Here is a 13,638-nt window from a genome sequence, read left to right as displayed (position 1 = left end):
GCAGCGCGAGACACCCGGCGGCCGCCGTGATCCGCTGGGGGACGTGCATCTGTTGCCCGAGCCCGTTCGGCGGCTTGCCGCGTGGTGCGCCGTGCTGCTGCTGGTCGCCGGGGTCGGATGGGTCGGGGTGCGGCTGTGCGGGGAGCTGCGTACGGCCGTCACCGCCGTCCTGCTCGCACTCCTCGGCACCGCCCTGCTCCGCCCCCTGCACCGGCGGCTGGTGCGGGCCGGCGTACAGCGCTCGGTGTCGGCCGGGCTGACCTGCGTCGCGGTCGTGGCCGTCGTCGGCGGCGCCGTCTACATCGTCGTCGCCGCCCTCGTCGACAGCGGCGACGAGATCATGACCTCGCTGCGCAACGCCGCCAAGAGCGTCTCCCGGCACTTCGGGGCCGCCGGCACCGGCCTGGAGGACCTCACCACCAACTCCGGGGAACTGCTGCGCCGTTTCGGCGGCACGGCCGCGTCCAACGTCATCAGCGGGGTGAGCGTCGTCGGCGAGAGCATCGCGCTGGCCGTCCTCGCCCTCGTCCTGGTCTTCTTCTTCCTGCGCGACTCCCACCTGGTGGCGGGCACCCTGCGCTCCATCGCGCCCCGCGGCACCGGCGACACCCTCGAAGCGGTCGCGCGGCGCGCCTACCGGGCCGTCGAGGGGTTCATGCGCGGCACCACCCTGATCGCCCTGATCGACGCCGTCTGCATCACCGTCGGCCTGCTGATCCTCCGGGTGCCCGGCGCCCTCGGGCTCGGCGCGCTGGTCTTCGTCGGGGCCTTCATCCCCTACCTCGGCGCGTTCATCTCCGGCGCGGTCGCGGTGCTCGTCGCCCTCGCGGACCGGGGCTTCGTCATCGCGCTGTGGACGCTCGGAGTGGTGCTCGCCGTGCAGGTGCTTGAGGGGCATGTGCTCCAGCCGATGATCCAGAGCCGTACGGTGCAGATGCACCCCGCGGTGGTCATGGTCACCATCACGGCCGGCGCCTCCGTGGCGGGCATCCTCGGCATGCTCCTGGCCGTCCCGCTGACCGCGGCCGCCTTCGGCGTCGTACAGGAACTGCGCGACCGCTACGGCCCCTCGGCCACGGACGACGCCCCGTCCCCCGGCGCTCCGCCGCCCGGTTCCCCCGGACCTTCGTAGAGCTCGAACCAGATGCTCTTGCCCTCGCCCCGCGGGTCCACCCCCCACGCGTGCGCCAGGAGCCCGATCAGCAGCAGTCCCCGCCCGGAGGAGGCCAGTTCGCCGGGCCTGCGCTTGTGCGGGAGGTCGTCGCCGCTGTCGAAGACCTCGACCCGCAGCCGGCGCCGCCCGCCCTCCTCGACGATCTCGACCAGCAGCAGCGCGTCCGCGTCGGTGTGCACCAGGACATTGGTGACCATCTCGGAGACCAGCAGCTCCGCCGAGTCGACCTGGTCCGGGGCGGCCCAGTCGTGCAGCAGGTCGCGCACGTTCCGGCGCGCCACGGCGATCCGCTCGGGCTCGTCCTGGCCCACGGAATGCAGCATGCGCCGCACCCGGGGCCGTACCGCCACCGTGTCGTCGCACCCGCAGCCCGGCCCGGGGCGGCACAGCAGCAACAGCGCGATGTCGTCCTCGCGGCGGTCGGCCAGCGGTCCCGTCGTGTGGTGCGAGGACGGCCCGTGCACGCCCTGCACCAGCGCGTCGGCCAGCGCCTCCAGATCGCCCTCGTGGCGCTCCAGGATCGAGCGCAGCCGCAGCCAGCCGCTGTCCAGGTCGTGCCCGCCGGTCTCGATCAGCCCGTCGGTGCACAGCATCAGCGTCTCCCCGGGCTGGAGCGTGAACCGGGTCGTCGGATAGTCCGCGTCCGGGTCGATGCCCAGCGGCAGCCCGCCCGCCGTCGGCCGCAGCATCACCGTGCCGTCGGCCATCCGGATCACCGGGTCCGGATGGCCCGCGCGGGCGATCTCCAGCCGCCCGCTCACCGGATCGACCGCCACGTACAGACAGGTCGCGAACCGCGGGTCGGACATCTCCTCGTCGTGTGTCATCCCGTGCAGGAAGCGGGAGGCGCGCGAGAGCACGGCGTCCGGGCGGTGCCCCTCGGAGGCGTAGGCGCGCAGCGCGATCCGCAGCTGGCCCATCAGCCCGGCCGCCCGCACATCGTGTCCCTGCACATCCCCGATGACCAGCGCGAACCGTCCGGCGGGCAGCGGGATCATGTCGTACCAGTCGCCGCCGACCTGGAGCCCGCCGCCGGTCGGGATGTAGCGGGCGGCGATCCGCACCCCCGGGACCTCCGGGCCCAGCGAGGGCAGCATGGAGCGCTGGAGACCCTCCGTCAGCTCCCGCTCCGACTCGGCGGTCTCCGCCCGGGACAGGGCCCCCGCCAGCATCCGGGCCACCGTCGTCAGCACCGCCCGCTCGTCCGGGGTGAAGCCCACCGGATAGGCGAAGCCCGCCATCCAGGCGCCCATCGTGCGCCCGCCCACGGTCAGCGGCAGGAACGCCCAGGAGCTGCGCCCGAAGGGCCGGGCCAGTGGCCAGGTCACCGGATAGCGGTCCCGGTACTCCTCCGGCGAGGAGAGGTACACCGCCCGCCCGGTGCGCACCACCTCGGCCGCCGGGTACTCCAGCCCCAGCGGCATGCTGGTGAACGGGCCCATCTCGTCGGACTGGTGGCCGTGGTGGCCGATCATCGTCAGCCGGTCGCCCTCCACCCCGAACACCACCAGGCCGTTCGGCGAGAACCCCGGCATCGACAGGCCCGCCGCGACCCGCAGCACCTCCGCCGTGGACCGTGCCTCGGCCAGCGCCCGGCCCGCGTCCAGCAGGAACGCCTCCCGCGAGCGCCGCCAGGGCCCGGTGACCGTGGTGCGGCCGCCCGCCGGGTCCGGGCCCGGCTCGGCGACCTCCTGGAGGGTGCCGGTCAGCACATAGGCGCGCCGCTCGGCGTCGTACGACGGCTTCGAACGGCTGCGTACGACGCGCAGGACCGTGCCCTCCTCGTCCATGATCCGCACCCGCACCTCGGCGAGCGTGCCCTCGGCGACCGCGAGCTGCACCACCGCGGTGATCTCGTTCCAGTCGGCCGGATGCAGCCGGGCCCGGGTCTGGGCCTCGGTGAGGGTGGCCGGCGCCGCGGGCAGCCCGAGCAGCCGCGCCGCCTCCGCGTCCACGGTGACCAGCTTGTCCGCGGTGTCCCAGTGCCACAGCCCGGTCGCGAGGGCGGCGAGGACGTCCCCGACGGCCGGGAGCGGCTCACCTGTACGCATTGCCCCCATTTAAGGAGATGCGCTCGATGCGTGCCACCGTAGGACCGCGGGCGGTAAATCGCGGGGAGCCGATCTTGGGGTGGCCGGTACCCTTGGATCAGCCAGGGCGGCAACCCGGGCGATCACCAACTCGAAGCTCGCACCCACGAAGGACGATGAACGACGATGCATCGGTACAGGTCCCACACCTGCGGCCAGCTCCGCGCCTCTGACGTCGGCACCGACGTCCGGCTCAGTGGCTGGCTGCACAATCGGCGCGACCTGGGCGGCATCCTCTTCATCGATCTGCGCGACCACTACGGCATCACGCAGCTGGTCGCCCGCCCCGGCACCCCCGCCTACGAGGCCCTGGACAAGCTCTCCAAGGAGTCCACGGTCCGCGTCGACGGCTCCGTTGTTTCACGTGGAACCGAGAACGTGAACCCGGACCTGCCGACCGGCGAGATCGAGGTCGAGGTGACCGAGGTCGAGCTGCTCGGCGCGGCTCAGCCCCTCCCCTTCACCATCAACGCCGAGGACGGGGTCAACGAGGAGCGGCGCCTGGAGTACCGCTTCCTCGACCTGCGCCGCGAGCGCATGCACCGCAACATCCTGCTGCGTACGGCGGTCATCTCGGCGATCCGCCACAAGATGACCGCGCTCGGCTTCAACGAGATGGCGACGCCGATCCTGTCCGCGACCTCCCCCGAGGGCGCCCGTGACTTCGTCGTCCCCTCCCGGCTGAACCCCGGCAAGTTCTACGCCCTGCCGCAGGCCCCGCAGCAGTTCAAGCAGCTGCTGATGATCTCCGGCTTCGACCGCTACTTCCAGATCGCGCCCTGCTTCCGCGACGAGGACGCCCGCGCCGACCGTTCGCCGGGCGAGTTCTACCAGCTCGACGTCGAGATGAGCTTCGTCGAGCAGGAGGACGTCTTCCAGCCGATCGAGAAGCTCATGACCGAGCTGTTCGAGGAGTTCGGCGGCGGCCGCCATGTCACCTCCCCCTTCCCGCGGATCCCGTTCCGCGAGGCGATGCTGAAGTACGGCTCCGACAAGCCGGACCTGCGCGCCAAGCTGGAGCTGGTGGACATCACCGATGTCTTCGAGGGCTCGGAGTTCAAGGCGTTCGCGGGCAAGCACGTGCGCGCGCTGCCGGTGCCGGCGGTCCAGGACCAGCCGCGCAAGTTCTTCGACCAGCTCGGTGACTTCGCGGTGACGCTGGGCGCGAAGGGCCTGGCCTGGGTCCGCGTCGGCGAGGACGGCACGCTGACCGGCCCGATCGCGAAGTTCCTCACCGAGGAGAACGTCGCCGAGCTGACCAAGCGCCTCTCGCTCGCCCCCGGCCACGCGATCTTCTTCGGCGCGGGCGAGTACGACGAGGTCTCCAAGATCATGGGCGCGGTCCGCGTCGAGGCCGCCAAGCGCGCCGGCCAGTTCGAGGAGGACGTCTTCCGGTTCTGCTGGATCGTCGACTTCCCGATGTACGAGAAGGACGAGGAGACCGGCTCGATCGACTTCTCGCACAACCCCTTCTCGATGCCGCAGGGCGGTCTTGAGGCCCTGGAGACCCAGGACCCGCTGGACATCCTGGGCTGGCAGTACGACATCGTCTGCAACGGCGTCGAGCTGTCCTCCGGCGCGATCCGGAACCACGAGCCGGACATCATGCTGAAGGCGTTCGAGATCGCGGGCTACGACCGGGAGACCGTCGAGGAGAAGTTCGCGGGCATGCTGCGCGCGTTCCGCTTCGGCGCCCCGCCGCACGGCGGTATCGCCCCCGGCGTGGACCGCATCGTGATGCTCCTCGCGGACGAGCCCAGCATCCGCGAGACGATCGCCTTCCCGCTCAACGGCAACGCCCAGGACCTGATGATGGGCGCGCCGACCGAGCTGGACGAGTCCCGCCTGCGCGAGCTACACCTGAACGTCAGGAAGCCGCAGCCGAAGTAGTCCGGCAGGCGGCTGCCGCTGTTGCTGCCGCCGCCGCTGTCGTGAAGACGCCCGGAGCCCTTTGGGGTTCCGGGCGTCGTCGTGTCCCCGTCCCCCTCCGGCCCGTCCTCCTCAGGCCCGTCCTCCTCGTCCGGTGAGGCTCCGTCCTCCAGCAGCCGCTCGGCGATGTCGTCCGACCAGTGCTGGGCCCAGGCCCGCAGCCCGGCGATCTCCGCCTCGTCCAGGCCGTACCGGGTGAACTGGCCGTCGGGGTAGAAGTCGGTGCCGGTCAGCCGGGACTGGAGGGTGGGCAGGTCGAAGACGTCAAGGGCGTGCCGGCGGCCCAGTTCCTCCAGGTCGGGCAGTGAGAAGCGGGCCGCCGCGGCCCGCGCGTCGATCAGGTCGACGGCCGCGCCCCGGTCGTAGAGCGCGCGGATCTTCGTACCGACGGCGTCCTCCAGGCACAGGGCGGGCCCGTACGGGGTGAGGTCCGGCGGCCCCCACAGGCTCTCCTTGTGCAGTGCGAGGACGCAGGACTCCCCGGTCGGCGGGTCGGTGACGGTCAGCCGCGCGGTGCGCGCGGTCGCGTCCTCGGCCCGGACGGTACGACCCCTCGCCTCCAGGGCGGCCGCGACGGCGGCGGCGATGCGCGCCATGTCCTCGGCGCTCTCCGTCGCGAGGTCGACATCCGCGTGCGGCCGCCGGACGAGTCCGTGCGCGTCGAGCGCGTATCCGCCGGCGAGGACCAGGCCATGCGGGCCGCCCGCCGTGACGGCGTCCGCGATCAGCCGCCGGTGGGGTTCGGGAAGGTTCACGGGGATCCGCACTCTGCCGGGGGGACGGGGGTGGTGGAGACGGGCAGGGCCCGGAAGCCATGATGGCGTTCCGGGCCCTGGTGTGTCGTACGAGCGCGACTCAGGCGGTCGGCTTCTCCTCCAGGCGGGGGAAGAGCACCGCGCCCTTGGTGACGGTGGAGCCGGCCGGGAGCCTGCCCCAGTCGCCCGCGTCCTGGACCCGCTGCTCGGCGAGCGCGCCCAGGCCGGCCTCGGCGCCCAGGGAGTCCCACAGCTTCTGCGAGGTCTCCGGCATCACCGGGTTGAGCAGGACGGCGACCGCGCGCAGCGACTCGGCGGCGGTGTAGAGGATGGTCGCGAGGCGGGCCCGGCCCTCCTCGGACTCGTCCTTGGCCACCTTCCACGGCTCCTGCTCCGTGATGTAGCCGTTGACCTGCTTGACGAAGTCGAAGACGGCCAGGATGCCGCCCTGGAAGTCCAGCTCCTCGCCGATCTTCCGGTCGGCCTCGGCGACCGCCTCGGCCAGACCCTCGTGGACCGCCGTCTCCGCCGGGCCGTCGGCCGCGGCGGCGGGCAGGGCGCCGCCGAAGTACTTGCCGACCATGGCGGCCACGCGGGAGGCGAGGTTGCCGTAGTCGTTGGCCAGCTCGCTGGTGTAGCGGGCGGAGAAGTCCTCCCAGGAGAAGGAGCCGTCCTGGCCGAAGGCGATGGCGCGCAGGAAGTACCAGCGGTAGGCGTCGACGCCGAAGTGCTCGGTGAGGTCCTGCGGCTTGATGCCGGTCAGGTTGGACTTCGACATCTTCTCGCCGCCGACCATCAGCCAGCCGTTCGCGGCGATCTTGCTGGGCAGGGGCAGGCCCTGGGCCATCAGCATGGCCGGCCAGATCACCGCGTGGAAGCGGAGGATGTCCTTGCCGACGAGGTGCACGTCGGCCGGGAAGGTCTCCTCGAACTTCTCCTGGTTCTCGTTGTAGCCGACCGCCGTGGCGTAGTTCAGCAGGGCGTCGACCCACACGTAGATCACGTGCTTGTCGTCCCAGGGGATCGGGATGCCCCAGTCGAACGTCGAGCGGGAGATGGAGAGGTCCTGGAGGCCCTGGCGGACGAAGTTCACGACCTCGTTGCGCGCGGACTCGGGCTGGATGAAGCCAGGGTTCGCCTCGTAGAGGGCGAGGAGCTTGTCGCCGTACTCGCTCAGACGGAAGAAGTAGTTCTCCTCGCTGAGGATCTCCACGGGCCGCTTGTGGATGGGGCACAGCTTCTGGCCGGCGTACTCGCCCTCGCCGTCGAGGAGCTCGCCGGGGAGCTTGTACTCCTCGCAGCCGACGCAGTACGGGCCCTCGTAGCCGCCCTTGTAGATCTCGCCCTTGTCGTACAGGTCCTGCACGAATTCCTGGACGCGGTCCGTGTGCCGCTGCTGGGTGGTGCGGATGAAGTCGTCGTTCGCGATCTCCAGGTGCTCCCACAGCGGCTGCCAGGCCTCGGTGACGAGCTTGTCCGCCCACTGCTGGGGCGTCACCCCGTTCGCCTCGGCCGTGCGCATGATCTTCTGACCGTGCTCGTCCGTGCCGGTGAGGTACCACACCTTCTCGCCGCGCTGGCGGTGCCAGCGGGTGAGCACGTCGCCTGCGACGGTCGTGTAGGCGTGGCCCAGGTGAGGAGCGTCGTTGACGTAGTAGATGGGCGTGGAGACGTAGTACGCCTTCCCCGCCTGCTTCTCGGATCCAGTGGCCGCCATAAGGCGAAATCCTACTGGTCCCGGGGAGATGGCCTCACACGCGTTTCGGGGGGTGGACGCGGTCGTCCACCCCCCGGGCGCTTCGGTGCCGTGACGGGTTACGGGCGCCAGGTGGCGAGGACGCCCTCGTAGAGCTCCGTGTCCGTCAGCTCGCGGGGGGTGGGGCCCGCGTGGAAGAAGGCGGTGTTGGGGGTCTTCAGCTTGCGGAGGTAGTCGAAGGCCTTGTTGTCGAGTTCACCGAACGCGACGAAGGAGAAGAAGACCGTGGGGTGGGACTTCGCGGCGGCGGTCAGGGCCTGGGTCGCGGGGGTCTTGGCGTCCGGGGCGCCGTCGGTCTGGAAGACGACGAGGACGGGGGTGCCGGGGGCGATGTTCGCGTCGTAGTGGGCGAGTACGGCCTCCACGGCGGCGTGGTAGCTGGTACGGCCCATACGGCCCAGGTCCGCGTGGGTGTCGTCGATCCGTGTGGCGTGGTCCGGGGTGAGGGTCAGGTCGGTGGTGCCGTCGACCTCGGTGGAGAAGAAGACGGTGTGGACCGTGGCCTCGGTGTCCAGGTGCGCGGCGAGGGCGAGGGTCTGGTCGGCGAGGGCCTGGGCGGAGCCGTCCTTGTAGTACGGGCGCATGCTCGCGGAGCGGTCCAGCACGAGGTAGAGCTTCGCTCGGGTGCCGGTGAGGTCGGTGTTGGCGAGCGGGGCGGTGGCGGCGGCGTAGGCGGTGGCGAGGGCGGGGGCGGATGCCGTGAGGGTGGGGAGGGGGGTGGCGGGGGTGCGGGGGGTGTCTTCGCCGATACCTCTCCCACCCGCACCGCCCGTGCGGGGGGTTTCGGAGGCGGGGGCCGCCTGTGGGGCGGGCTCGCCGTCGGCGGGCTGCGGGTCGTGGGGGGAGTCGTTCCCACCCGCACCACCCGCGCCGGTTGCGTTGTCGGGTGCGGGTGCGGGTGCGGCCTGTGGGGCGGGCTCGCCGTCGGCGGCTTGCGGGTGGTGGGCGGCTTCGAGAGCGTCTGCCGTCGCCTCCGGCTCGGCCTCGATCGGCTCCGGTTCGGGGGTGGCTTCCGCCTCCTCGGCGGGGGCCTCGTCGGTCGTGGCTTCCGCGGACGCGTCCGTGGCGGGTGCCGAGGGGGTCGAGGGCTCCTCGTCCGTGGGTGCGGTGAGTGCGACGGCGACCTCGTGCGTCTCGTCGGCGACCGGCTCCGGAGCCGCTTCGGCCTCCGCCGCCGACTCCACCTCGGAAGCCCGCTCGGGGGTCGCTTCCGTCTGCTCCGCAGTCTCGGGCTGCGCCTCGGCCACAACCTCAGGCTGGAGGCCCGCCGCGATCGCGGCCTGCGCCTCGATGTCCGCCCCGGGCTCGGCCTGCGCGTCGACGTCGGCCTCGGGCTGCTCTTCAGCTTCTACCGGAACCTCGGCCTCGGGCGTGGCAATCGGCTCGGCCTCCGCCTTCTCCTCGGTCTCGACCGGCGCCTCGACGGCAGCGTCCGCTGCCGCTGCCTCGGTGTCCGCCTCCGGTGTGGCCTGCGGTTCGATGTCCGTCTCGGTCACGGCCGTCGGCTCGGGGTCGGCCTCGGCGTCCGCCCGCGGCTCGACGTCTGCCTCGGCTTCGGCCTCCACCGTCGCCTCGGTCTCGGCCGTCGGTTCGATGGTGGCGTCGGGCTGCTCCTCGGCTTCTATCGCAACCTCGGCCTCGGCCTCGGCCTCAGGTGCGGCGGTCGGCTCGGCTTCGGCCGGGACGTCGAGGGCAGCGTCGGTGGCTGTCTCCGTGTCCGCCTGCGGTTCGATGACCGGCTCGGAGTCCGCCTCGCGCTCGGCTTCGGCCTCGATCGCGGGCTCAGCCTCGACCGTGGCCTGCGGCTCGATGTCCGTCTCGGCCTCGACCGGCACGTCGAGGGCAGCCTCGGTCGCTGCTGCCTCGGCGTCCGCCTGAGGCTCGATGTTCGGCTCGGCGGCCTCAACGGGCGTGTCGGACTCGGCCTGTTCCTCGGTCGAGGTGGCGGTCTCTGCCGCGACCTCGGACTCCGGCTCGTCCTCGGCGTCCGCTTGCGGCTCCACGGCCGTCTCGGCTTCGGTGTCGACCGTCGCGGTGGGTTCGGTCCGCTTCTCAGCCCGGGTGCCGGCCTCTGCCGCGACCTCGGCCTCCGGCTGGTCCTCGGCGTCCGCGTGCGGCTCTACGGCCGTCTCGGTTTCGGCCTCCACCGTCGCCTCGGGCTCGGCCGTCGCGGTGGGCTCGGTCTGCTTCTCAGCGTCGGCTTCCGACTCGGCCTCGGCCGAAACCGTCGTCTCAGGCTCGGCCTCGGCTTCCACGGCAGGCTCAGCATCGGCCTCCCGCCCAGCCTCGGCCTCAACCGTCGTCTCAGGCTCGGTCTCGGCCTCAACCGTGCCCTCGGGCTCGGTCTTCGACTCGGTCCCGGGCCCCTTCTCGGCCGCGGCGTCGGTCGTTACGGCAGTCTCCGGCTCGGTCTCCGCCGTTGCCTCGGGCTCGGCCGCTGCCCCCGCCCCGGTGTCCTCGGCCGCCTCTCCGTCGACCCCGGCCTCGGTCGCACCCTCGGCCCCGGGCTCTCCCGTCTGCCTCGGTACCCGGACCTTGTTGAACGCGGCCGCCACCAGGTCATGTTCCTCGGTGGTCGGGGTGTCCATGTCCTGTTCGAGGGACGGGGACTCGCGGGGTTCCGGGATCGGCGGGGTCGCCTTCGGGGTGGTCGGTTCCGGTTGGGTCGTCGCACCCTCTGCCTCGGCGGCCCGGGGCTTGCGTGAGCGGCCGAATGCGTTTCGCAGGAGAGTGAGAATGCCCATGTGTGCAACCCTTCGCTGAGGTGACACCGTCAATCGCTGGCCAGGACGGACACGTAAGGTTAGCGGCCCTGGATGCGGTGCCCGGTCCGCGTCCGTGCCTACGCGGTGCCGTCCACCCGCAGCAGGAAGGCGTGCAGCGCGCGGTTGAACTCCTCGGGACGTTCCAGATTCGGCAGATGCGCCGCGCCCTCGATCACCTCGACGACGGAGTCCGGCACCGCGGCGCCCAGGGACTCGGCGTCCGAGACGGGCGTGTAGGTGTCGTCGGCGCCGACCACGATCAGCGCCGGGACCGATACGCGGGTCAACACGGGCCGGTAGTCCGGGCGTTCGGCACGGCCGCGCAGCGACGCCGCGGCACCCTCCGGCGGTGTGGCCGTCATCATGCCGTGGACGTGGGCCTTCACCCGGGCGTCGGCGTACGGCGCGACCATCCGTTCCAGCACCTCGTCGGCGTACCCCCGCATGCCCTCGGCGAGCAGCCGGTCCGCCATCGCGCGCCGCCCCCGCTTCCCCTCGGGCGTCTCCGGGGTGGCGAAGGTGTCCGCGAGGACCAGGCCCCGGATCCGGTCGCCGAAGCGGTCGTAGCACTCCATCGCGAGCTGGCCGCCCATCGAGAGCCCGGCGAGCACACATGTGTCCACGCCCAGGAAGTCCAGGAGTTCGGCCAGATCGTCGGCATGGCGGGCGAACGGGACGGTACCCGGGGTCACCGGCGAGTCGCCGTAGCCGCGCAGATCCGGGGCGATCACCCGGCGCTCGGCGGAGAACCGCGCCACCTGCGGGTCCCACATCGTGCGGTCGAAGGGGTGGCCGTGCAGAAGGAGGAGAGGGGCCCGGTGGGAGGTTTCGGGGCCTTTGTCGGTGTAGGAGAGGTAAGGGGGCATGTGGGTGACCCTAGGGGGCTCAACTCCTCGGTGCAATAAGATCTTTGCCCTCGGTGCAATCCATGACCGCGCCGAGGGAGCAAGGCATCAGGGGGAACTGTGAACGACTACCGGCGTATCGCCGACCGGATAGCCGCCGACATCGCGAGCGGACGACTGCGGGCGGGGCAACAACTGCCCCCGCAAAGGGCGTTCGCCCGGCGGCACGGCCTGGCGCCCTCCACCGCGGGGCGCGTGTACGCCGAACTCGTGCGCCGGGGACTGGTGGTGGGGGAGGTCGGGCGCGGGACGTTCGTACGGGCCGCCGCGCCGGACGGGCAGCCGGGGCGCGCCCTGACCGAGGCGGTGGGCGACGAGCCGGTGAACCTTGAGCTCAACTACCCGTATCTGCCGGGCCAGTCGGAGATGCTCAGCCCGGCCCTCGCCTCGCTCGCGCGCTCGGACGCGCTCGGCGGCGCGCTGCGCCCGGCTTCGGTCACGGGCACCCCCGCCGCGCGGGAGGCGGTCGCCGGGCTGCTCGCCCAGGGGGGTGTGCACGCCGACCCGGAGCGGATCCTGTTCACCGGCAACGCCCGGCAGGCCATCGCCGCCACGCTTGTCTCCCTGGTCCGGCCCGGCGGCCGGGTCGGCGTCGAACCGCTGACGTATCCGCTGGTCAAGGAGATCGGCGCCCGGCTCGGGCGGACTTTGGTGCCGCTCGCCATGGACGAGGAGGGCCCCCGGCCGGACGCCCTCGCCGCCGCGCACCGCGCCGCGCCCCTGTCCGCCCTCTACCTCCAGCCGACCCTGCACAACCCGACCACGCTGACCACGAGCGCGAGCCGCCGGGCCGAGCTGGCGAACGTCGTCCACAGGCTGGGGATACCGGTGGTCGAGGACCGGATCTGGTCCTTCCTGCGCCCGTCGGCCGAGGCGGGCGCGCCCCCGCTCGCGGCCCTCGCCCCCGATCTCGTCCACCTCGTCGACGGCCTGTCCAAACGCGTCGCCCCCGGGCTCACCGTCGGCTTCGTCGTCGTACCCGGGGACCGGACCGAGGCCGTGGCGCGGGCGATCCGGTCCGGGGGCTGGAGCGCGGGCGCGTTCGCGCTGGAGGCGGCGGTGCGCTGGATCGGCGACGGGACCGTGGATCGGCTGGTGGCGGCCAAGCGGCGGGATGCCGCCCGGCGCCGGCGGCTGGTGGCCGAGGAGCTGGGCGGCTTCGCCGTACGGTCGGACCCGTCCTCCTATTTCGCCTGGTGGGAGCTGCCGGCGCCATGGCGGGCCGACACCTTCGCGGCGGCGGCGCGGGAACGCGGGATCGCGGTCACGCCGGGGACGGCGTTCGCGGTGGGGCCCGGCGGGGCGCCGGGCGCGGTCAGGCTTGGACTCGGGTCGGCTCCTGAGCCGGAGCTGGCGCGGGCTCTTTCGGTCCTCGCAGCCGTCGCACGAGGCGGGCGGGCCGCAGGTTCCGGGTCAGCCAGGTGGTGAGGGCCACCGTGAGGCCGAGGCCGAGCAGCAGCCAGGAGACGGTGCGCAGGGTCCCGGTCAGGGCGTCGTAGACGGCGCCGGCGGCCGGGTGGGGTACGTCGGAGGGCAGACCGGCGAGGGTCAGGGAGCGGCCGACGGCGACCGCGAGACCGAGCAGCGCGCCCGCGAGGGCGGTGCCGAGGGCGGTCGCGGCGATGGCCCGGCGGCGGCGCACGGCCAGGGCGATTCCCGCGGCGGCGAACGCCACGGCCGCGAGCGGAAGCCAGAAACCGGCGACTTCGAGCACGTGGAACCCCTTTCGTAGCGAGGTCAGTTCGTCGGCCGGGAGCACGGCGACCGCGGTGTGCTGCACCGGGATACGGGCGGCGAGCGGTATGTGCTCGTCGCTGAGCTGCTGTTTGACCTGGGCGGTGACGGGGGCGAAGTCCACGGTGACCGGCTCGGCGGCCGCTTCGTCGCGGTCGTCGCGCAGGGCCCGCAGCACCGCGTCGTGGGTGACCCGGTTACCGGCGTCCCAGGCGAGCCGGAAGGCCTGGGTCTGGGTGAAGGAGCGCACGGCGTCGTGCACGAAGGGGCGTACGGAGCTGCGCAGCGGGCCGGTCTCCAGCCGTCCGCCGGCCTCGCGGAGCAGGCTGTCGCCGACGGCGTCCGCGACGGCCTCCCGCACGTCCGGGTCGGTGGCCAGCGGGGCCATCGTGGTGACGTACCGGCCCGTGTCGGTGAGTCCGTACGTCGCCCACAGTGCCAGCGCGCCGAACGGCACGAGCAGGCAGGACAGGGTGATCAGTACGGCCGACAGGGCGCTCCTCAGGCGTGGCGGCACCCTCTCAGGCAAC

The 13,638-nt window shown here is 72.5% G+C and carries 8 protein-coding genes and 1 pseudogene; 3 read left to right on the top strand and 6 right to left on the bottom strand.

Annotation, left to right across the window (positions count from 1 at the left end):
• Positions 1–43 precede the first annotated feature (43 nt).
• Positions 44–1,132, top strand: coding sequence for an AI-2E family transporter (locus AB0N90_RS14420; RefSeq protein ID WP_365196268.1), 1,089 nt, complete (start codon positions 44–46; stop codon positions 1,130–1,132).
• Here the strand turns inward: AB0N90_RS14420 and AB0N90_RS14415 are convergent.
• Positions 1,060–3,225 (bottom strand): SpoIIE family protein phosphatase, encoded by a 2,166-nt coding sequence (locus tag AB0N90_RS14415; RefSeq protein ID WP_365196266.1) that lies wholly within the window; start codon positions 3,223–3,225, stop codon positions 1,060–1,062. The genes AB0N90_RS14420 and AB0N90_RS14415 overlap by 73 nt on opposite strands.
• A 165-nt stretch (positions 3,226–3,390) precedes the next feature.
• Here AB0N90_RS14415 and aspS point away from each other — a divergent pair, with 165 nt between their 5' ends.
• The gene (aspS, locus tag AB0N90_RS14410) at positions 3,391–5,154 is read left to right on the top strand and encodes an aspartate--tRNA ligase (protein ID WP_365196264.1); all 1,764 of its coding nucleotides are present in this window, start codon (positions 3,391–3,393) and stop codon (positions 5,152–5,154) included.
• A 125-nt stretch (positions 5,155–5,279) separates the two neighbouring features.
• On the opposite strand, the pseudogene AB0N90_RS14405 reads toward aspS, so the two are convergent.
• The 4 genes and pseudogenes from AB0N90_RS14405 to AB0N90_RS14390 form a co-directional block, all read right to left on the bottom strand.
• Positions 5,280–5,948, bottom strand: a pseudogene (locus AB0N90_RS14405) (nucleotidyl transferase AbiEii/AbiGii toxin family protein); the annotation flags it as partial.
• A 100-nt stretch (positions 5,949–6,048) separates the two neighbouring features.
• Entirely contained in the window at positions 6,049–7,665 is a 1,617-nt protein-coding gene (metG, locus tag AB0N90_RS14400; protein WP_365196261.1) for a methionine--tRNA ligase, read from the bottom strand.
• A gap of 98 nt (positions 7,666–7,763) precedes the next feature.
• Positions 7,764–10,292, bottom strand: coding sequence for a VWA domain-containing protein (locus tag AB0N90_RS14395; RefSeq protein ID WP_365196259.1), 2,529 nt, complete (start codon positions 10,290–10,292; stop codon positions 7,764–7,766).
• 254 nt (positions 10,293–10,546) lie between these two features.
• A complete protein-coding gene (locus AB0N90_RS14390) occupies positions 10,547–11,335 on the bottom strand; it encodes an alpha/beta hydrolase (protein WP_365196256.1) in 789 nt (262 codons plus the stop codon).
• A 99-nt stretch (positions 11,336–11,434) separates the two neighbouring features.
• Between AB0N90_RS14390 and AB0N90_RS14385 the strand changes: the two genes are divergently transcribed.
• The gene (locus tag AB0N90_RS14385; RefSeq protein WP_365196253.1) at positions 11,435–12,802 is read left to right on the top strand and encodes a PLP-dependent aminotransferase family protein; all 1,368 of its coding nucleotides are present in this window, start codon (positions 11,435–11,437) and stop codon (positions 12,800–12,802) included.
• Here the strand turns inward: AB0N90_RS14385 and AB0N90_RS14380 are convergent.
• The gene (locus AB0N90_RS14380) at positions 12,690–13,625 is read right to left on the bottom strand and encodes a hypothetical protein (protein WP_361672260.1); all 936 of its coding nucleotides are present in this window, start codon (positions 13,623–13,625) and stop codon (positions 12,690–12,692) included. The two genes, AB0N90_RS14385 and AB0N90_RS14380, sit on opposite strands and share 113 nt — an antisense overlap.
• Positions 13,626–13,638: the final 13 nt, after the last annotated feature.

The organism is Streptomyces sp. NPDC093018 (assembly GCF_040684035.1).
Taxonomy (GTDB): domain Bacteria; phylum Actinomycetota; class Actinomycetes; order Streptomycetales; family Streptomycetaceae; genus Streptomyces; species Streptomyces murinus.
The sequence above is the reverse complement of the archived record's forward strand: the minus strand, read 5'-3'. Positions and strand labels throughout refer to the sequence as shown.